At 39.8% G+C, this 20,251-nt stretch carries 19 protein-coding genes; 16 read left to right on the forward strand and 3 right to left on the reverse strand.

Annotation, left to right across the window (positions count from 1 at the left end; translation table 11 throughout):
• The first annotated feature begins 40 nt into the window (after positions 1-40).
• The gene (locus NRE15_RS09670; protein WP_313792674.1) at positions 41-1,813 is read left to right on the forward strand and encodes an ABC transporter ATP-binding protein; all 1,773 of its coding nucleotides are present in this window, start codon (positions 41-43) and stop codon (positions 1,811-1,813) included.
• Positions 1,800-3,551: an ABC transporter ATP-binding protein gene (locus NRE15_RS09675; protein WP_313792675.1), complete on the forward strand. Its 1,752-nt coding sequence runs from the start codon at positions 1,800-1,802 to the stop codon at positions 3,549-3,551. Before NRE15_RS09670 ends, NRE15_RS09675 begins: the two co-directional genes overlap by 14 nt.
• Positions 3,552-4,549: 998 nt before the next feature.
• On the opposite strand, the gene NRE15_RS09680 is transcribed toward NRE15_RS09675, so the two are convergent.
• Both NRE15_RS09680 and NRE15_RS09685 read right to left on the reverse strand, forming a co-directional pair.
• Positions 4,550-5,944: an HD domain-containing protein gene (locus NRE15_RS09680; RefSeq protein ID WP_313792676.1), complete on the reverse strand. Its 1,395-nt coding sequence runs from the start codon at positions 5,942-5,944 to the stop codon at positions 4,550-4,552.
• Positions 5,945-5,964: 20 nt separating this feature from the next.
• Entirely contained in the window at positions 5,965-6,807 is an 843-nt protein-coding gene (locus NRE15_RS09685) for a lipoate--protein ligase family protein (protein ID WP_313792677.1), read from the reverse strand.
• Positions 6,808-6,979: 172 nt separating this feature from the next.
• Between NRE15_RS09685 and NRE15_RS09690 the strand changes: the two genes are divergently transcribed.
• The 12 genes from NRE15_RS09690 to NRE15_RS09745 all read left to right on the forward strand — a co-directional run bounded on the left by NRE15_RS09690 (position 6,980) and on the right by NRE15_RS09745 (position 17,615).
• On the forward strand, positions 6,980-7,399 hold the full coding sequence (locus NRE15_RS09690; protein ID WP_313792678.1) for a DUF1934 domain-containing protein: 420 nt from the start codon (positions 6,980-6,982) through the stop codon (positions 7,397-7,399).
• 26 nt (positions 7,400-7,425) lie between these two features.
• A complete protein-coding gene (locus NRE15_RS09695) occupies positions 7,426-8,190 on the forward strand; it encodes an aminoglycoside adenylyltransferase domain-containing protein (protein ID WP_313792679.1) in 765 nt (254 codons plus the stop codon).
• Between the two features lie 97 nt (positions 8,191-8,287).
• Positions 8,288-8,968, forward strand: coding sequence for a DNA-directed RNA polymerase subunit delta (gene rpoE / locus NRE15_RS09700; RefSeq protein WP_313792680.1), 681 nt, complete (start codon positions 8,288-8,290; stop codon positions 8,966-8,968).
• A gap of 171 nt (positions 8,969-9,139) precedes the next feature.
• Entirely contained in the window at positions 9,140-10,765 is a 1,626-nt protein-coding gene (locus NRE15_RS09705) for a CTP synthase (protein WP_313792681.1), read from the forward strand.
• Between the two features lie 124 nt (positions 10,766-10,889).
• Positions 10,890-11,747 carry a class II fructose-1,6-bisphosphate aldolase gene (gene fba / locus NRE15_RS09710; RefSeq protein WP_313792682.1) on the forward strand — a complete coding sequence of 286 codons (858 nt, stop codon included), beginning with the start codon at positions 10,890-10,892 and terminating at the stop codon, positions 11,745-11,747.
• 235 nt (positions 11,748-11,982) lie between these two features.
• Entirely contained in the window at positions 11,983-12,117 is a 135-nt protein-coding gene (locus NRE15_RS09715) for a hypothetical protein (protein WP_313792683.1), read from the forward strand.
• Positions 12,118-12,746: 629 nt separating this feature from the next.
• Positions 12,747-14,021, forward strand: a complete 1,275-nt coding sequence (locus NRE15_RS09720; protein ID WP_313792684.1) for an ABC transporter substrate-binding protein — start codon at positions 12,747-12,749, stop codon at positions 14,019-14,021.
• Between the two features lie 79 nt (positions 14,022-14,100).
• Complete coding sequence (locus NRE15_RS09725) at positions 14,101-14,862, forward strand: glycerophosphodiester phosphodiesterase (RefSeq protein WP_313792685.1); 762 nt, start codon at positions 14,101-14,103, stop codon at positions 14,860-14,862.
• A 3-nt stretch (positions 14,863-14,865) separates the two neighbouring features.
• A complete protein-coding gene (locus tag NRE15_RS09730) occupies positions 14,866-15,900 on the forward strand; it encodes an ABC transporter ATP-binding protein (protein WP_313792686.1) in 1,035 nt (344 codons plus the stop codon).
• A gap of 2 nt (positions 15,901-15,902) precedes the next feature.
• Positions 15,903-16,787: a carbohydrate ABC transporter permease gene (locus NRE15_RS09735; protein WP_313792687.1), complete on the forward strand. Its 885-nt coding sequence runs from the start codon at positions 15,903-15,905 to the stop codon at positions 16,785-16,787.
• A gap of 10 nt (positions 16,788-16,797) precedes the next feature.
• Positions 16,798-17,256: a carbohydrate ABC transporter permease gene (locus tag NRE15_RS09740; RefSeq protein ID WP_313792688.1), complete on the forward strand. Its 459-nt coding sequence runs from the start codon at positions 16,798-16,800 to the stop codon at positions 17,254-17,256.
• Positions 17,250-17,615 (forward strand): carbohydrate ABC transporter permease, encoded by a 366-nt coding sequence (locus tag NRE15_RS09745; protein WP_313792689.1) that lies wholly within the window; start codon positions 17,250-17,252, stop codon positions 17,613-17,615. Before NRE15_RS09740 ends, NRE15_RS09745 begins: the two co-directional genes overlap by 7 nt.
• A 562-nt stretch (positions 17,616-18,177) precedes the next feature.
• On the opposite strand, the gene NRE15_RS09750 is transcribed toward NRE15_RS09745, so the two are convergent.
• Positions 18,178-18,516, reverse strand: a complete 339-nt coding sequence (locus NRE15_RS09750) for a hypothetical protein (RefSeq protein WP_313792690.1) — start codon at positions 18,514-18,516, stop codon at positions 18,178-18,180.
• Between the two features lie 294 nt (positions 18,517-18,810).
• Here NRE15_RS09750 and pyrF point away from each other — a divergent pair, with 294 nt between their 5' ends.
• Positions 18,811-19,548, forward strand: a complete 738-nt coding sequence (pyrF, locus tag NRE15_RS09755; protein WP_313792691.1) for an orotidine-5'-phosphate decarboxylase — start codon at positions 18,811-18,813, stop codon at positions 19,546-19,548.
• A gap of 3 nt (positions 19,549-19,551) precedes the next feature.
• Positions 19,552-20,181, forward strand: coding sequence for an orotate phosphoribosyltransferase (gene pyrE / locus NRE15_RS09760; protein ID WP_313792692.1), 630 nt, complete (start codon positions 19,552-19,554; stop codon positions 20,179-20,181).
• The last annotated feature ends 70 nt before the right edge of the window (positions 20,182-20,251 follow it).

Below are 20,251 nucleotides of genomic sequence, written 5' to 3' on the forward strand. Positions count from 1 at the left end.
TTTGGCACCGAAAGAGGGATCTTTTGCGGTGCTTTTTTTGATGCAAAAAATTAGAGAGGATTATCTCATGCTAGCAAATATTTGGCAATTTATAAAACGACATAAATATGTTTATATCGCTATTTTTATGACTTCTTTGCTGGGGTCAATTTTAACCATTATCCCGAACTATCTCACCCAAGTCTTTATTGACGGGGTTGTTGAAGGGACGTTGGATGGGGTGCTGTTACGCAATCTTAGTTTAGTCTTTCTTGCTGCCGCCATTCTATTGTTTTTAGCGGATAGCACTTGGGGGATTTTACTCTTTAGCCATTCACGCCGGTATGAAAAAGATACCCGCCTACGTTTGTTTAGAAAATTATTAGATTTACGCTCGCCCTTTTATGAGCAATACCGTTCAGGCGAAATTTTAACGCGGATGACCAGTGACATTGTCTTTATGGGCGAATTAGTAGGCTATGGTTTTATGGTCACGGTCGGAGATTTGCTGTGGGTGATCAGCATCATCTTGGTCATGATTTTAACGATTTCTTGGAAAGTCACCTTGGTGGTTTTGATTCCTTTAGCCGTTTTAATTATCATGATTTACTCGGTGAGCGTCATCGTACAAAAGCGCTATGAACTTAATCGCGAAGCCGTATCGGCTTTAAGTAGTGAAGTGCTTGAAGGGGTCGACGGCGTGCGAGTGATTCGCGCCTATAGCAGTCGTAAAGGGAGTGTTAATTCCTTCGAAGCTGCAACCACTTTGGCCATGAATCGCTCAAATGACTTAGTGGCATTGAATTCCTTGTTCGGCCCCCTTGGCTCGATCATGGTCGGACTCAGCTCCGCTTTAGGCATGCTTTATAGCGCCTACTTAATCGGTCAAGGCCAATTATCGGTCGGCCAGTTGGTGGTCGTTCAAATTTACATCCAAATGCTATCCAATTCTGTCTGGGGCTTTGCCGACATCATTCCCGGCTACAAACAAGGCCTAGTCTCATTTGAAAAAATCAATCAACTACTCAATGCCGAAAATAGCGTTGAACTCGATGGCACAACCCCTTTAACCCAAATAAATACCATTGCTTTTCAAGATTATCAATTTGCCTATCCTAAAAGTGATCGCAACACCTTAATCGATATAAACTTGAGCTTTGAAAAAGGGCAAACCATTGGAATTGTCGGTAAAACCGGTAGTGGGAAAACAACTTTAGTGCGTCAATTTCTGCGTCAATATCCTATCGGAAAAGCAGGTAAGTTGTTGATTAATGATCAAAATATTATCGATTATAAGGTCAAAGACGTCGAAAGCATGATTGGTTATGTCCCACAAGATCACATCTTATTTTCACGGACTGTCCGAGAAAATATATTAGTCGGTAACCCCACCGCCACCGAAGCCGAGCTACAAGCTGCTATTGATGCAGCGGATTTGCGCAAAGATTTAGTCAATATGCCTCAAGGGTTAGAAACACTGATTGGTGAAAAGGGCGTTTCAATTTCAGGAGGTCAAAAACAACGCATTTCCATTGCGCGGGCTTTAATTCGTAAAGCGGAACTCTTAATTTTAGATGATTCTTTATCGGCCGTGGATGCCAAAACAGAAATTAACATTATTGGAAACATACAATCTTACCGCCAAAATCAAACAAATATCATTGTGACCCATCGTCTTTCTGCCGTTAATCATGCCGATTATATTTATGTGATGAGCGACGGACGTGTGGTCGAGGAAGGAACACCTCAAGCCTTAATTGAGCAAAAAGGTTGGTACTATAGCCAATACCTAGCTCAGCAAATGGAAGAGGAAGGTGACTATGGAAACGTTTAAACGCTTATTAACCTATTATAAATATAAATGGCCACTTTATTTAACCGGCGTAATTACACTAAGCCTATCGACTGCTTTGTCACTCTATTCTCCGATAATTAACGGGGAGATGATTGATTATATATCCAGTCAACTCACCCAAGGAGCAGCCATCGACTTTGGTTATGTCTTTCGATTATTTGGGATATTTATTTTATTAATTATTCTCTCCGCAAGTTTGCAGTATATCAGTAATTATATGCTGCAACGTGTAGCCAATTATCAAGGGAAGGTTATTCGGGATCAAGTTTATACGCGCCTGCAAAAACTGCCCGTTTCGTTTTTTGATAATAAACCCCCCGGACAAATTGCGTCCCGGATTATTAATGATACGGAAGTGATTCGCCAGAACTTTTTCCATAGTTTTGGTTCACAATCCGTAGTGAATTTGATGTATTTAGTGGGAATTTACATAGCCGTTATTCTGGTAATGCCCGAATTTACCTTGCCGATGACTTTGTTAATTATCTTTATTATTTTGTGGCAAGTGGGTTATATCCGCTTAACCACCCCTTTGAATGCTAGTTGGCGGGAAATGGAAGGTTCCATCAATACGCAAATTTCTGACCTGATTCAAGGGGTCTCCATGGTACAGTTGTACCATCAAGAAGATAAACAATACCAAGATTTTGAAGCCACCAAAAAAGAATGGATTGCTAACCGCGATAAAAGTGTGGTTTATGACACGGTCCTATCCTGGAATCTATCCAATTTCTTGCGCTTGTTGGTCACCTTGGGTCTGATGATTTATCTAGGCACGCGCTTTGTGGATGGCGTTCTCGGCTATACCGTCGGAACTTTGTACATTATTATGAACTATGTGGAGCGTCTGTTTGGTCCGATTGGGATGCTCATCCAACAAATTGTCCAGTCACAACAAGCTCTAGCCGGTGCTAAACGGGTATTTGAAATTCTGGATCAAGTACCAGAAGATGACAGTGAAGAAATGATAGAAATCACACAAGGAAATGTGGTATTTAATCAGGTGACCTTTGGCTACACCGAGGAACAAACGGTCTTGAAGGATATCAACTTGAAAGCGGATAAAGGTGAAACGGTCGCCTTGGTTGGCCACACCGGTTCAGGGAAAAGCTCGATTATTAATTTGTTGTTCCGTTTCTATGATCCACAAGAAGGTGATATCCTAATCGACAATCAACGCATTGTGGAATTCAACCGCGACAGCATTCGTCAAGAAATGGGTATCGTCTTACAAGACCCCTTCCTGTTTTCGGGCACCATCGCCACCAATGTGAGCATGAAAAATCCTGCCATCACCGACGAACAAGTTATGGATGCCTTAGAAAAGGTAGGTGCTAAACCTTTGATTGACAAATTGGCTAAGGGCATTCATGAACCTGTCATCGAAAAAGGCCAAACTCTATCGTCCGGCGAGCGCCAACTGATTTCCTTTGACCGTGCCTTGGTGACCGACCCTAAAATCCTGATTTTAGACGAAGCAACCTCGCACATCGATTCCCAAACCGAGGAGCTCATCCAGCAGGCCATCAACGTGGTTAAGGAAGGCCGCACCACCTTTATCATCGCCCACCGCCTATCCACCATCCAAAACGCTGACCAAATCCTCGTCCTCGAATCCGGCGTCATCCGCGAGCGCGGCAAACACAGCCAGCTGATGCAAGCCAACGGCATCTATGCCGAAATGTTCCGCATGCAAGCCAACGGCACTCCCTCTTAAAATAAATACCCCTGCTAAAAAGCCCGACCACGCGTGGTCGGGCTTTTATCCTTGAAGAAGAAGGGTTAGTATAGGTGAGAAATCACTGGCCGCGCGACAAAATCGAGAGGATCTGTCTCGCGCTCGCTGGCCGCGCGACAAAATCGAGAGAAGTTGTCTCGCGCTCGCTGTAAGTGGGGAATGAAGAACCGTCATTTCTCACTTACGGGGACGCACACATATTGGAGTATTTGTTGTGAGCGTGATGGGGCGCGCACACATATTGGGGCGCTTGGTGTGAGCGCGACCCTAGGCGCACACATATTAGAGCATTTGTTGTGAGCGCGACCCTGGGCGCACACATATTGGAGCGCTTGTTGTGAGCGTGATGGTAGGCGCACACATATTGAAGCGTTTGTTGTGAGCGTGAACCTAAGCGGGAAATGTGTGACCATAAATAAACTACAAATTAGGCTAATCGGTCATGAAATCAGGTGCTTGGTGACTGATTAGCTTTATTTAACGTTCGCTCACTTCCCACTTACGCTCGCTGGCCGCGCGACAAAATCGAGAGAAGCTGTCTCGTGCTATGGCTTTCTACTTGCTTCCTGCTTACGAAGAAGTCATGCTAACCGCCTTTCAGCGAGCCGAGAGGCAGTTAGGGTGATAATGACGGGCAATCGCTCCCTATATAACATTTTTATTCCACGAACCCACTAAAATGGAATCTACACTCGATGTTAATTCAACTTTCCCTTACACATGTCACGCTAAGTGGAATATTCTAACGAAGTTCGTTCCACATAATCCGTTAAGTGGAATATTCAACCCGAGTTCGTTCCACTTTCCCCCCACACATATAAAGCATAGCAACCAAATCACAAGCTCAGCCATACCCCACACCATAAATCAGGATTGAAGACCCTCAAACTCGTTAGTCGTATTGCGATATGAAAAGCAACCCTGTAGCAATAGCCACCTACAAAGCTGCCCAACCCTTCTCACTACTCCCAACCCCACTAAAACAACCGTTGTTGAATATGATGCGTCACATCATTGTGCTCGGTCACATAAGCCGCCAGAATCATAATTTGATCCTCGTTTAAATCCGGTGCTGCCGTTGCTTCCAACCGCCGCAATAACTCCTTAGGAAAATACAAGCGATGATCGCCACGCACCTTACCCGCTAACGCATTCACTAACGGACTGACTTGGGCTAACTCGACGACTTGGTTGGTCTTAGTTACCAACTCAATCTGGGTTTTATTGCTAGTGTTATAAGGCCGGTAATAATCATAGGGCAAATCATAACTTGAATTCTCGCCAAAATAATAGTCGGCATCGTAGCCAGCCGCGACCAACTCATTATTCAAAGCCGTCTTTAATTGCACCAACTCATCAGGCGTGACAAGAATCGACTTAAACGGCTTCCGATTTAAAAAGCGATAAGCCAGATCCACCAAAATCGAATCATCTTCAGCCAACCAATGCGTAAAATACGAACTCATCACATGGTCATCCAACCGCAAATAATCCTTCAACGTCCAAGTGCCTTCCAAAAATGGCTTCAACAAACCCGCCGGATATTTCATTTCAATGTCATCACTCAAATAACAAAACTTCGCCCGCGCAAACAAAGACTGCAAAATCTGCTCCATCCCCCGAGAAACCGGATGAAAATACACTTGCATATACATTTGATAGCGACTGACCACATAATCTTCCACTGCATGCATACCCGAATAATCAAAGGCAATCTGATGATTATACGGACGAATGACCCGCAAAATCCGCGTCAAATCAAACGTTCCATAACTGACACCCGCATAATAAGCATCCCGTAACAAATAATCCATCCGATCCGCGTCAATCTGACTCGAAATCAACTGAACCACCTGCTTATTGGCATAGGTTTTATTAATCACACTCGCCACCAACTCAGGAAAATCATCACTCACACCCTGTAACACCTGATTAATCTCCGTTTCCGGCGACGTAATAATCGCTTGCGTCAACTGCTCATGATCCGTATTAAAAATCCCCTCAAAGGTATGCGAAAAGGGCCCGTGCCCAATATCATGCAACAAAGCCGCACACAAGACCAACAAACGCTCATTGGTATCCCACAAGCCATCATGTTCAGACACCGACGGATAATTCCGCGTAAAATTACTCACAATCCGCCGCGTGATTTCATAGACACCCAAAGAATGATTAAAACGCGTATGCTCCGCCCCGTGGAAAGTATAGGACGACGTCCCCAACTGCTTAATCCGCCGCAAACGCTGAAACTCCGACGTATCAATTAAATCAAGAATCACCCGATCCTGGATATGAATATAATCATGCACAGGATCACGAAAAACCTTCTCACGCTCCAACTTTTGCAATGCATATTTGAACGGTTTTTTCATAAAGCACCTCGCTTCCCCAATTAAGGTTGAACCCCTAAGCCACGTTGGAACACTTTCGGAAAGCTCTTTTCATAAAAAGCCTCCAGCTCCGCCGCCATAAAATCCCCTTTTTCAACCGTAGAAAACCTTTTGAAAACCTCTAATAAATATCCCCGATACGCCTCGACGGATACCGCTTCACCTACCACCGCTTCAACGGTCGTCATGACCGCTGGATTGACCTTAGGATAAGATGCATCCGCTTGCCCAATCACATAATAATCACGCAGCAGTTGCCCTCTATGTATTTGATCCCCATTCACGCTAATATAAGCCGCTGTTGTCACACCCGTTTTAAAACGACGCTGCGCAATGCCACCAATTTTTTGCCCGCTCACCACTAAATCATAGCGGCCGGGACAATAGGAATCAGGAATTTCATAGCTTTCAACGGTAATGTCCCACTGCGCCAAGCTTAGTTGAATTAAACGCACCATTTGCTCATAAGCGGTATCAATATCTAATGGATACTTCTGCATATCCGTTACTAAACTGATATTTATTATCCCAGGATCATTGACGACCGCTAAGCCACCATGGGGGCGCAACAAAACAGCATAGCCACTATCAATGAGAAACTGGTTAGCTTGCAATAACTGTGGCAAACGCGTATCCTTAGCCCCCAATAGGACGGCTTCGTGTTTTAAAGGATAAAAATGAAGGATGCCAAAATTTTTGTCAGTGGCTGACTCATTTAAATAAGCAATATAACGCAAAAAGCTATCTTGGTAAGCAAGCGCACTATTTCCGATATCCTGATGGGGATTATCTTTTTCTTCAAATACATACCAATGATGATTTTCTAAGTAGTCAAATGCAGTCATAGCGGATACTCCTTCATATTTATTTTATAAGCATTAAGTAAAACTATTATACCAATAATTTTTCATAATAACTATGTATTACGCAAAAACCCCAAAGCCTACCATTCATTTGATATTACCGCCTTAAATTAGCTATAATAAGGCTAGGACGATTAGCGCAAGAAGAGGTGAAATGATGTATCAACGAGTGATAAAAATTAAGGTTCATCAACAAATTAACCATTTAATGAATCAAAGTGTGGATGAATGGTTTCTTGAAACAGAGGCTGTGCATACCGCTTTACGAACGTATAGCAAAATCCGTTATCAAGACCAAGAAGGTTATCCTATCGAGGTAAAATGGCAGATGGATCCAAGCAACACCTTTCAAATTGTAGAAATTATACAGCCAGCCTATACCTTACGCTTTAACCCTCAGGTCGAGACGGTGGCAGCTTATCAAACGCCCCAAGGACTATGGGAACTTAATATAAAAACAATAGACATGGCGATTGAAGAATTGGATGGCTTAAAATCCCTGCATATTAATTACCAAATTAGCCTAAATGATCAAATATTGGGATTGTATAACTACCACTTAACGGCGAGTTAAGCAGAGGTATTTATTAGGAGGGGTTTATGGATCTAAAAACGCAGCGGTTGTTGGACCGCATTAAAAGGGATTTACTGGAAAATCTAGAGGAGAACTTGGTCGGTATTTATTTGCATGGGTCGTTAGCGTTGGGTGGCTATAATCCGGCGGTGAGCGATGTGGATTTTATAGTGGTGGTAAAGGAAGCTCTGTCAAAGGAACAGAAAATGTGGCTGGTTGCGGATTTCGAGGAGCATTGGATGGATGATGCGCCTGAAAAGGGGCTTGAGTTGCATGTGATGGTGCTAAGCGCGGCGCAACATTACCGTTATCCGCCGCAGTTTGATTTTCATTTTACTAACAACTTATTAGCTCAATATCACCAAAATCCGACACAGCTTATCCAAATGATGCAAGGTGAAGACGTTGATTTAGTGGCGCATTTAGCTGTGCTTCAACAGGCAGGCAAGACACTTTACGGGGCGGCTGTGCAGGACGTTTTTGCGCCTGTGCCGGCTGAAGATTATTGGAAAAGTATCGTTTGGGATATTCAAGACGCAGAACAATTGGTGATGGCACAGCCTATGTATGTTATTTTAAATTTATGTCGCGCGCTAGCCTATAAAGAAACGCATCAGCTTTTATCCAAAGAAGCCGGCGCGTCTTGGGCACTCCAGCAGTTAGCGGATGAATGGATGCCTCTCGTCAGTCAGGCCTTATCTGCCTACCGCCAGCAAGGCAAACTCGCTTATACAGAGGACATGCTAGCATGGACCCATTATATGTTAAAGCGCATGGAACTCACTCAATGAAGCGTACTGGCTTAATCCGTATACGGATGATTTTTTAGTTGATTTATGGTAGGTAAATCGTTAATATAGTTAAGAAGATATGGAAGGAAGTGGCTTGATGGCACTAGATGAACTAGACGGTCAAATTAAAAGCGAATTGTCGCTCATTGAAGTCGCATATGCTATAATTGTGGATCATGGCGATATTATTGAATTCAACGATTTATTAGTTCAAGTACAAGAATATTTAGGTTTAACTGAGACACAACTTGAAAGCAAAATGGCGCGTTTTTATACAGATTTAAATGTGGATGGACGCTTTATTTCTTTAGGCGAAAACCGTTGGGGCTTGCGCATTTGGTACCCAATTGATTCAATCGATGAAGAAATTATTACCTCATCAGAAGAAGAAGATCATCCAAAACGTGCCCGTAAGAGACGTAAACTGAATGTCTTTGCGGATGATGATATGATTGACTACAACGATGATGATCCTGAAGATAGTGATTTACCTTACGATGATGAAGATGATGATTACGATTTATCGGCGGAAGATGAAGACGAAATGGATGAAGAAGAAGCCGAAGACCTCGATATGATTTTAGCCGAAGAAGATAAAGACGATGACGATGAGGAACTAGGTGCCTATGCCTCGGACTTATCAGAATTAGGTGACGATGAAGTGGATATTCCTGAAGACGACTTTGAAGAATTCGATGATGTGGATGAAGTCGAAGAAGAGGAAGAAGAGGAAGAAGAAGTTGAAGACGACGAAGTATTCGACTTTGATGAAGAATAAATAATCACCCTTGACGAAGTGATTGCAATCAAGTATTATTTTACTTGGGCACTCTAGCAGTATTGCTAGCCAAGTATATAAAATGCTCCCTATTCATTAGCGAATAGGGAGCATTTTTACTTTTTACAAAAAGTGTAGAATAATTATGGCTTACAGAAAGGAAATCGAGCAATGACTCAGTATATCTTTGTAACAGGTGGCGTTGTTTCATCTATAGGAAAAGGAATTGTAGCAGCATCTCTTGGTCGCTTGCTAAAAAATCGTGGCTTAAAAATTGCCATTCAAAAATTTGATCCATACATCAATGTGGACCCAGGAACCATGAGTCCCTACCAACATGGAGAGGTTTTTGTGACAGATGATGGAACCGAAACAGACCTGGATTTAGGCCACTATGAACGCTTCATTGATGAAAACGCCAATAAATATTCCAGCGTAACCACCGGGAAGATTTATTCGGAAGTTTTAATGAAAGAACGCCGGGGAGATTATTTAGGCGCAACCGTCCAAGTCATTCCACATATCACCAACACAATTAAAGAAAAAATCTTGCGTGCAGGTGAAACAACCAATGCCGATATTGTCATTACCGAAGTTGGCGGTACGGTAGGTGATATTGAATCCTTGCCTTTCCTAGAGGCTTTGCGTCAAATGCGTTCGCAAGTCGGACACAACAATGTTTTGTATATTCATACCACTTTAGTGCCGTATTTAAGAGCGGCGGGTGAAATGAAAACAAAACCCACGCAACACTCCGTCAAAGAATTACGTAGTTTAGGAATTCAACCCAACATACTCGTTGTCAGAACGGAACAACCTTTGCCCTTATCCATGAAAGAAAAATTAGCCTTGTTCTGTGATGTGGATGTCAATGCAGTAATCGAATCGCTTGACGTGGAAACATTATATGCCATCCCCTTAAGTTTACAAGAACAAAAAATGGATGAACTGGTTGTTAACCATTTTGGCTTAGATGTTCCAGCTGCCGATATGACAGCGTGGAATGACTTAACCAACAGCATTATGAACTTAAAACACATGGTAAAAATTGCTCTTGTGGGTAAATATGTGTCTTTACAAGATGCCTACTTGTCCGTTGTCGAAGCGCTGAAACATTCCGGCTTTTCCATCGATAGTGATATTGATATTAAATGGATTGATGCAGAAAAACTCAACCGCGACAACCTTGAAACCGAATTAGGTGATGTCGATGGTATTTTAGTACCAGGCGGTTTTGGACACCGTGGCATTGAAGGCAAATTACTTGCCATTCAGTATGCCCGTGAAAATGACGTTCCTTATTTAGGTATTTGTTTAGGCATGCAATTAGCCTGTGTGGAATATGCGCGGAATGTCGTCGGCATTCAAGATGCTGATACAGGAGAAGAAAATCCCGATGCAGCCGATAAAATCATCGACCTCATGCCAGATCAAGCCAACCATGATGATCTTGGTGGTACCTTACGTTTAGGTCTCTACCCATGCGCCATTAAACCAGGCACGCTAGCGCATAAATTATACTTAAACCAAGATTTAGTTGAAGAACGTCACCGCCACCGCTTTGAATTTAATAACGATTATCGCCAAATTATGGAAGAAAACGGCATGGTCTTTTCAGGCCTTAGCCCAGATGGTAAATTAGTTGAAATTATCGAATTGCCATCCCACCCATTCTTTATTGCAGCCCAATTCCACCCAGAATTCATCTCAAGACCCAACCGCCCACAACGCCTATTTGTCGGCTTTGTGACCGCCAGCCTTGACCGCCAAAACCAACGAAAAACCGCCAAAAACTAACCCCTTAAATAAATATCACAATTTATTTTACATGAAAGGGCTTATATAAACGGATTGAACTAGCTAAATTGAACGATTTAGCTTATACTATTATTATAGATGTTTATCACAAGGAGGAATTTGAATGAGTCGTTTAGTAAGTATGACAGAAATGCTCAACAAAGCAAAAGAAGGAAAATACGCAGTCGGCCAATTTAACATTAACAATTTAGAGTGGACACAAGCGGTTCTAACTGCAGCTCAAGAAAATAACTCACCAATTATTTTAGGTGTATCTGAAGGTGCAGGAAAATATATGGGTGGCCCTACAGTTGTTTCAGCAATGGTAAATGCTTTATTAGAAGCAATGGATATCACTGTTCCAGTTGCACTTCACTTAGACCACGGTTCAAGTTTTGAAAAATGTAAAGAAGCAATCGACGCTGGCTACACCTCAGTCATGATTGATGGCTCCCATGACCCAATTGATGATAACATTACCTTAACGAAAAAAGTGGTTGAATACGCACACGCACGCGGCGTTTCAGTAGAAGCTGAAGTAGGTACTGTTGGCGGTGAAGAAGACGGCGTTATCGGTGGCGTTAAATATGCTGACCTTGAAGAATGTAAACGTATGGTAACGGAAGCAGGCGTTGACGCTTTAGCAGCAGCTTTAGGTTCTGTTCACGGAACTTACGATGGCGAACCTAAATTAGGTTTCGACGAAATGAAAGCTATCTCTGAAGCAACAAACGCACCACTTGTTTTACACGGCGGTTCTGGAATCCCTGAACACCAAGTAAAACGTGCGATCGAATACGGACACGCAAAAATCAACGTTAACACTGAATTACAACAACAATTCACTAAAGCCGTTCGTGAATTACTAGACACCGACAAAAAAGTTTACGACCCACGTAAAGTCCTAAAACCAGGTGTTCAAGCCATCATCGACACCACTAAATCAACAATGGACATGTTCGGCTCAACCGGTAAAGCTTAATTCTCAACTAAATATCACTGCAACAGGCGCATCGATGATGCGCCTGTTTTTTTGGGGTTTTGAAGGGCAATTTGAGTAGATTGGCGGTAAGCGGGAAGTGGAATATTCTAGGTGAGTTGGTTCCACTTAGTTGATTAAGTGGAATATACTGGGTGAGTTGGTTCCACTTAATCAGCAAATGTGACAAGTGAGCAACCGCCAGTCTATAATAGCCCACCTATAGAAGAAATTCATAATGATTCATCGAAAGAAATCAGCCTTCTATCGCGTTGATGTATTGCAATCAATAACCGCTCGTTGTATGCGAGAAGTGGTAGGCAGCCGAATAAAGCTAATCAGTCATCAAACCCCTCATTTCATGACCGATTAGCCTTAATTGTAGTCTGTTTTACGGTAATACATTTCCTGCTCACATTGGCGGAGCGGGAACGAAGATTTCTCGAATTGGTGGCGAAGTGCTTGAGGTTCCTCGCCACCAACTAAATTTGATGGCGAAGCACAAATGCCTCCTCGCCACCAACTATTTTATACTTCTATAAAGATCACCATATGAACTGAGATATTTCATTTAATAACAAGTAAATTTCTCGTTTGTCTTTTCTACACGCTGCTAACCCAATGCATAATGACAAAACCAAATGGGTTAATATCATCTCACCATGATTTACAAATTTACTAAAAAAATACATTGCTTTAACAAACAGCGACTTGTAAATATATTGTAAATAATAAACAGTGAATAAATAAGGAAAGGATTTTTTAAATAGGAAACCCGGATGTTATAACCATAATTAAATTTGAACAAATTCATTGTTAAAGCGTTTATGTTTGCTTTTCCATCGGTAATTATCAAAACAAATAGAATAAGAGTCACATTACAATAATTTTACAGTAAAAATACATTAAATTCATAATAATATCATATAATTACTCTGTTGATTTGATTTCTTTGAAAATTAGATTTAACAATAACAAATTGATATAGGAGATTGTGTATAAATGAAAAAATTTTTGAAATTAATGACAACAATTGCGTTATCATCATCAATTGCAATGACAGGATTAAATCCTCTTTTTGCTTCTGCACAAGAGGGAGAAGTAATTGAGTTAGAATGGTGGTATGCATTTACGGGATCATCTCAAGAAAACAATGATGCTTTAACTCAACAATTCAACGAAACAGTTGGTGCTGAAGAAGGTATTCATGTAACTGCAACAACACAAGGAAATTATAATGACATTTATACAAAAATCCAAGCAGGATTTGTTGCAGGAGAAGTTCCTCACGTTTCTGTTGTCAATTCATTATCAATCGTTCAATTTGGTAAAAATAATATGTTAGAACCATTAGAACCGTATGCTGATCAAGAAGCAATGGATGATTTTTATCCAGGTTTATTACTAAATAGTTACTATGATGGTGTTCAATATGGGTATCCATATTTAAGAAGTACACCAATTATGTACTATAATTCTTCATTGTTTGGAGAATTAGGCATTGATGAAAACTTAGACACATTAGATAATGTTTTAACTGCTGCTCAAACTTTAGTTGACAATGGTCATGATGGATTAGGTCTTGTTGCAGATCAATGGCATTTTGATGGTCTTCTTCGTCAAAACGGCGGTGGTTGGCTAAATGAAGATCAAACTGAAGCAATAACTGCTTCACCGGAAAACCAAGAAATTTTCCAAAAATTACGTGATGCTCAAGCAGCAGGAATTGTAAAATTCTATAACTCTGGTGATGAAATTGCTCAAGCTTATACAAATCAACAAGTTGGTATGTGGTTCCAATCAACTGGCTCTTTAACAAATACACTTCAAATTGCTGAAGACCAAGGATTTGAAATTAATACTGCATTCATCCCAACTAATTCTGATGTACGTAATGTTCCTACCGGTGGTAATAATATCGCTATGATTGCTGGTCACAGTGAAGAAGAAAAAGAAGCTGCTGCAATCTTTATGAACTGGTTAGTACAACCTGAACAAGTAGTACATTCACATATCGTAACTGGGTATTTACCAACTCGCCAAAGTGTAGCGGATAATGAACAAATTGTTGCTTTATATGAAGAAACACCACAATTCAGAACAGCATTAGAGCAATTAGATTATGCTGGAATTGAACCAAATGCACCTGGATATGCTGAGATTGTTCAAGTAGAACAAGAAATGATTCAAGAAATCTTCATCACAGATACAGATTTAGAAGAAATTTTGACAAGAACGCAAGAAAATATTAATCAAATATTAGAAGCGAATCGTTAATCATTGTTCTTAATTAAACTTAAGTAGCTTAGTATTTGAATAATACTAAGCTACTTTTATTATAGATAGGAGTAAAATTATGAGAATAGTCGATAATAAAGAAGATATTTTTGTATGCGGACATAGAGGGTATATGGCACGTTATCCTGAAAATTCATTGTTAGCTGTATTTAAAGCGATAGAGGCAGGCGTAGATGCCGTTGAGATTGATTTGCATTATACAAAAGATAAAAAAATTGTTCTTTTACACGATGATAGCATTGATCGAACCACTAATGGTACAGGATTAATTAAAGACTTAACGCTGCAAGAATTAGATAATGTTAAATTATATAATCCTAATGGTACATTGAGTGATGAAAAAATCCCTACTTTTATCGAATACTTGGAAATGACTAAAGCCTATCCAGAATTGGAACATTTTATTGAAATTAAGACGCAAGACGATAGTGTTGAATTATTTCATGAAGTATATGAAATATTAAAGGACTATGATTTATTAGATAGTTTATTAACGACATTTGATTACCGTGTCACTAAAGCAGCTATCGAAAAAAATATGCCAGTTCAATCTTTCGGATACGACCTAATGCAATATTTAGATAAAGATGAAATATATGAAGATGATTATTTAAAATCTCTTACAGTTATCGGTTTGTTTATTAATTCTGCAACACCTGAATTGGTTGCAAAATACAAAGAGTATGGTCTACAGATGACAATAGTACCCATTGATTCAGATGAAGACATTGAAAAAGCGACTCAATTAGGACTGAATTTATTAGCTTGTAATGAAATTCAACCAGCTATTCAATATAGAAATAGACTTAGAGAGGTATAAAGTATGGCATCTATTGAATTAAAAAATATCGAAAAGAAATTTGGGAATAATATCATAATTCCTGATTTAAATTTAACGATTCAAGATGGAAGTTTTACAGTTTTAATCGGACCTAGTGGTTGTGGGAAAACAACTACTTTAAGATTAATTGCTGGGTTAGAAGAAGCAACGGGTGGAGAAATATTTATTGATGGAAAATTAATGAGTAAAGTCGAACCTGGCGATCGTGATATAGCTATGGTTTTTCAAAACTATGCTTTATACCCGACCATGACCGTACGTGAAAATATTGAATTTGGTTTAATAAACAATAAAGTTCCTAAAAATAAACGTGAAGAATTAATTTCTGAGATATCAGAGATTGTTGATTTAACAGCTCACTTAGACAAAAAACCAGGTGCCCTGTCCGGTGGACAGCGTCAAAGAGTGGCTTTGGCTCGAGCGATGGTAAAAAAACCAAAAGTTTTCTTAATGGATGAGCCATTATCTAATTTAGATGCAAAGCTTCGTTCACAAATGAGGATTGAGTTGAGTGAGTTACATAAAAAGTTAAAAACAACATTCGTATACGTTACGCATGATCAGACTGAAGCCATGTCAATGGCAACAGATATCATCTTGATGAATCATGGGGAAATTCAACAAAAAGATTCACCTAAAAAAATCTATGGAGATCCTAACAATATTTTTACCGCTCAATTTATTGGATCGCCATCAATGAATTTATATCGTATTGCAGATATCCCTAATTTTAACCCCCGATTAAATAATGCTGTTTATGTAGGATTTAGATCATCATCCGCTGTGATTAAAAGTGATGAAGATGTAAAAGATAATGATTTGGTCTTTGAAACAATTATAAATACTAGAGAATTGTTAGGTTCAGAAATCATTTATAATACAAATGCTTCATTCGGAAAAGTTCATTTTAAAACTTTCCAACAGGACGAATTACCGTTAGATTCTACAGTTGAGTTGTTTATTGATGACAGTCGCCTTTATTATTTTGATGCTGATGAACAGAGAATAAGAGGTTAGCTATGGAAATAACTAATCAACGAAAAAAATTTAATTGGAAGCCGGTTGTATTTATTGTTCCTGCAATGATTGTTTTAATTGTTTTTAATATCTATCCACTTATTAGAATGGTTTACAATAGTTTTTTTAATTGGAATATGATATCTGATATGAAATTTATAGGATTTGAAAATTATGAACGACTGTTTAACAGTAGTGATTTTTATCAAATACTAGGTAATACGGTGTTTTACGTTATCTTCACTGTAGCGGCAGGGATGATTCTTGGTTTATTATTAGCATTATACTTAAGTAAAGATACTCCAATCAACCGTTTCTTGCAGTCAGTATCCTTTATGCCATATGTAGTCTCAATGGCATCTATTTCACTATTAATGTCATGGATGATGAATTATGATTATGGTTTTATTAATTATTTTTTATCGTTATTTGGTATAGAACCCATTAATTGGTTAGGTGATCCAGATGTTGCAATGACTTCATTAGTAATCATATCTGTATGGAAAAATCTGGGCTACAATGCATTAATACTAATTTCCGCCTTGCAAAGTATACCTCGACATTTATATGAAGCAGCAAGTCTGGATAATGCAAGTAGATGGAGAGTTTTTACTAAGATCAGCCTTCCAATGATTTCGCCGACAATTTTCTTTTTAACCATTATAAGTATAATTAACTCATTTAAAATGTTTGAAACAGCAAATATTATGACTCAAGGTGGGCCTCTCAATGCTACAACCACGTTAGTATATGCTATTTATGAAGAAGGAACGTTATATTTTAAAGTAGGATACGCATCTGCCATCGGCGTTGTGTTATTAGTTATTTTAGCCGTTTTGACGATAATTTATTTCCGTCTATTATCTCGTCGAGTTCATTATCAGTAGGAGGTAAAGTTTGAAACCATTAGTAAAAATCTCAAAGATTATCATGAATACATTGATTTTTCTTGTGTTTGCTTTTCCGTTTTTTTGGTTAGTCAGTTCATCGTTGAAAACATTAGGTGAAACATTAACATTCCCACCTTCTCTCTTTCCAGAAGATCCACAATGGGAAAATTATCGGTTAGCAACAGAATCAATGCCGTTTTTTCATTATCTTAAAAACTCAGTTATTGTTTCAGTAGCAACCGTGGTGTTGCAATTAGTATCTGTGACATTAGCTGCGTATGCTTTTGCTAGGTATAGTTTTAAAGGGAAGAATTTGGCTTTTGGGACTGTAATCGTAACGATGATGGTTCCTACCCAATTAACTTTCTTAACAATTTATGTGATGTTTGCTGAACTAGAAATGATTAATACTTACTCGACACTAATTTTGCCTTCAGCAACCAGTGCATTGGGATATTTATGTTAAGACAAACCTTTATGCGCATTCCAAATGAACTTATAGAGGCTGCTAAGTTGGATCGAGCCTCAGAGTTAACGATTGTTAGAAAAATAATGATGCCAATTGCGCGTCCTACCATTGTTACTCTTTCGTTATTAACCTTTATTGGTTCATGGAATGAATATTTTTGGCCATTAACTATGACAACTAATGACACTGTAAGAACCTTGCCTGTAGGTGTGGCTTCATTAATAAATGCCGAAACGGGGACAAATTATCACATATTAATGGCAGGGAATGTTTTGTTGATACTCCCGATTGTTATAATTTATTTATTTGCACATCGTCAAATAATTCAAGCTTTTACTTATACCGGTGAAAAATAAGCATATAATTTATAATGATAGTAGTGTATATATTTTCAAATGTAAAGGTGCAGAGCTATTAATGCTTTGCGCCTGTTTCTTTGGGTTTTGAAGGGCAATTTGAGTATATTGCGGTAAGCAGGAAGTGGAATATACTGCGTGAGTTGGTTCCACTTAGTCTGTTAAGTGGAATATACTGGGTGAGTTTGTTCCACTTAATCAGCAAATGTGACAAGTGAGCAACCGCCAGTCTATAATAGCCCACCTATAGAAGAAATTCATAATGATTCATCGAAGAAAATCAGCCTTCTATCGCGTTGATGTAATGCAATCAATAACCGCTCGTTCACTTCTCTCTCACACATTACTAGAATGGCGGTACACAGTTTCTGTTGAGCTAAGCAACTGTAAGTGGGGAGTGAAGGAGTGTATTTGTTTTAAAGAAAATGCAATGGTATTATAGTAAAACCAAAATACTATAACGCGATTCCCAAAGGTATTATAGTAAAACTAAAATACTATAACGCGATTCCCAAACGTATTATAGTAAAACCAAAATACTATAACGCGATTCCCAAAGGTATTATAGTAAAACTAAAATACTATAATGCGTTTTACAAACGAATCGAAAAATACATAATTTATCACTGACAAAATCATCAAAACACAAAAAGGCGGACGTGAATTCCGCATGACGTCCGTCAACCAGTAAAGCCGGCTCACATCCACAAATGACGTCCGCCAAATGGACCAAAAAGGTAAAAGTCGCCAAAAAGGCGGACGTGAATTCCGCATGACGTCCGGCAACTAGCCAAGCCGGCTCACATCCACAAATGACGTCCGGCAAATGAACAAATATTGCAAAAACGCACCAAAATCCTCCCAACTCCCACAAGCCCCATCCTCCCACCCATCTTCCCACCTATCCCACCACCCTTCGCACCACCCCCACCACAGATATTTATTTTCAAAAAAGACATTGACAATCACAATGACAATGCTATAATGACAAACAGCAAAGGTTACTTTAAGCGTGTTCCGTGAAACATGAAAGTACATACCAGAAGGCTATTTGGCGCGCAGATTTTTTATGCTTCCCAATAGCATCCAATAATGTATTTTTATGAAGAGACGAGCACGGATATTAGTTGCTAGTCTCTTTTTTTGATTTATAATAGAGACAACACTATTATTTAACTACAGAGGAGCTGGAGAAATGGATAAAAATTTACCAATTGTTGCCTTAGACATCCAACACCAAGAAGCAGTCCGTGAGTTTTTAAGTGCGTTTGAAGGGGAAAAGTTAAACCTTAAAGTAGGAATGGAATTATTTTATTCTGAAGGTGCCCCGTTAATTAAAGAATTGAAAGCTTCCGGTCATGATATCTTTTTAGATCTTAAATTACACGATATACCAACGACCGTTGAACGAGCGATGGAAGTCTTAACGTTATTGGAAGTAGATATGTTAACCATTCATGCCAGTGGTGGTGTTGAAATGATGAAAGCCGCCATCCGCGGTTTAGAAGCTGGCACTAAAAAAACCGGTAAAAAACCCCTACTAGTCGCTGTTACACAACTAACATCCACGACCATCTCACAATTGCGCGATGAACAAAAAATAGCGGTAACGATGAAAGAAAGTGTAACACACTATGCTGAGTTAGCTATGCAAGCAGGGATTGAAGGCGTTGTGTGTTCCCCACAAGAAGTGAGCACCTTAAAAGAATCATCCAACAACCAATTAATTACCGTCACACCAGGGATTCGCTTAAACAAAGAAAACCGTCATGATCAAAAACGAATTGCGACACCATTTGAAGCTGGCGAAGTCGGAAGTGACTTCATCGTCGTTGGTCGCCCTATTACGGAATCAAAAACGCCGGTTGCAATTTACAACGAAATACGCAGTCAATGGGAAGCCGGAAGAGCTGCCTATAAGGAGAGAAATTAGTTAATGAATCAAGCTTCGAACATCGCAGAACTATTGTTGGCCATTAACGCTGTTAACTTAAATCCGACAGAACCCTACACCTGGGCAAGTGGAATTAAGGCACCTATTTATTGTGATAACCGTCTGATTATGAGTTATCCGAAAGAACGTGACCAAATAGAAACCGCCTTAGCGGAACTGATTATGCACCACTATCCGGACGTTGAAGTCATCGCAGGTACAGCGACAGCCGGTATTCCGCACGCAGCCTTTGTGGCAGCCAAACTCAACTTACCGATGATTTATGTGCGTTCATCCAACAAAGACCATGGCAAACAAAAAGCCATTGAAGGCTATTTAGAGCCAGGTGCAAAAGTCGTGATGATTGAAGACCTCATTTCTACGGGATCTAGTGTCCTGAAAGCCGCCGAAAAAGTAACCGAAGCAGGCGGAGACGTCCTTGGCTGTGTGGCCATCTTTGACTACTTACTCGAAGTTGGTCGCCAAAACTTTGCCGCCGCCCAATTACCTTTAGCCACTTTAACCAACTACCAAATATTGATCGACGCCGCCGTCAAACGCCCGGAACTTGCCAATCACTACGACACGCTTGCCAGCTGGTACCAAAACCCAAGTCAATGGCCAAACCAATAAATATCACTGCCCCTCGCCCAAGTCGTTAATTTAATAAAGAATGCCGAGAGCATTCATTAAAGGAGAAGAA

The organism is Fundicoccus culcitae (assembly GCF_024661895.1).
GTDB lineage: Bacteria > Bacillota > Bacilli > Lactobacillales > Aerococcaceae > Fundicoccus_A > Fundicoccus_A culcitae.

What these genes read in the sequence shown, in the direction of transcription:
- NRE15_RS09680 (WP_313792676.1), bottom strand. Translation starts at nt 5,944, where the DNA reads ATGAAAAAACCGTTCAAATATGCATTGCAAAAGTTGGAGCGTGAGAAG.
- NRE15_RS09715 (WP_313792683.1), top strand. Translation starts at nt 11,983, where the DNA reads ATGATTCATCGAAAGAAATCAGCCTTCTATCGCGTTGATGTATTGCAA.
- NRE15_RS09685 (WP_313792677.1), bottom strand. Translation starts at nt 6,807, where the DNA reads ATGACTGCATTTGACTACTTAGAAAATCATCATTGGTATGTATTTGAA.
- NRE15_RS09705 (WP_313792681.1), top strand. Translation starts at nt 9,140, where the DNA reads ATGACTCAGTATATCTTTGTAACAGGTGGCGTTGTTTCATCTATAGGA.
- rpoE (WP_313792680.1), top strand. Translation starts at nt 8,288, where the DNA reads ATGGCACTAGATGAACTAGACGGTCAAATTAAAAGCGAATTGTCGCTC.
- pyrE (WP_313792692.1), top strand. Translation starts at nt 19,552, where the DNA reads ATGAATCAAGCTTCGAACATCGCAGAACTATTGTTGGCCATTAACGCT.
- NRE15_RS09670 (WP_313792674.1), top strand. Translation starts at nt 41, where the DNA reads ATGCAAAAAATTAGAGAGGATTATCTCATGCTAGCAAATATTTGGCAA.
- NRE15_RS09745 (WP_313792689.1), top strand. Translation starts at nt 17,250, where the DNA reads ATGTTAAGACAAACCTTTATGCGCATTCCAAATGAACTTATAGAGGCT.
- NRE15_RS09690 (WP_313792678.1), top strand. Translation starts at nt 6,980, where the DNA reads ATGATGTATCAACGAGTGATAAAAATTAAGGTTCATCAACAAATTAAC.
- NRE15_RS09720 (WP_313792684.1), top strand. Translation starts at nt 12,747, where the DNA reads ATGAAAAAATTTTTGAAATTAATGACAACAATTGCGTTATCATCATCA.
- pyrF (WP_313792691.1), top strand. Translation starts at nt 18,811, where the DNA reads ATGGATAAAAATTTACCAATTGTTGCCTTAGACATCCAACACCAAGAA.
- NRE15_RS09695 (WP_313792679.1), top strand. Translation starts at nt 7,426, where the DNA reads ATGGATCTAAAAACGCAGCGGTTGTTGGACCGCATTAAAAGGGATTTA.
- NRE15_RS09675 (WP_313792675.1), top strand. Translation starts at nt 1,800, where the DNA reads ATGGAAACGTTTAAACGCTTATTAACCTATTATAAATATAAATGGCCA.
- NRE15_RS09730 (WP_313792686.1), top strand. Translation starts at nt 14,866, where the DNA reads ATGGCATCTATTGAATTAAAAAATATCGAAAAGAAATTTGGGAATAAT.
- fba (WP_313792682.1), top strand. Translation starts at nt 10,890, where the DNA reads ATGAGTCGTTTAGTAAGTATGACAGAAATGCTCAACAAAGCAAAAGAA.
- NRE15_RS09725 (WP_313792685.1), top strand. Translation starts at nt 14,101, where the DNA reads ATGAGAATAGTCGATAATAAAGAAGATATTTTTGTATGCGGACATAGA.
- NRE15_RS09735 (WP_313792687.1), top strand. Translation starts at nt 15,903, where the DNA reads ATGGAAATAACTAATCAACGAAAAAAATTTAATTGGAAGCCGGTTGTA.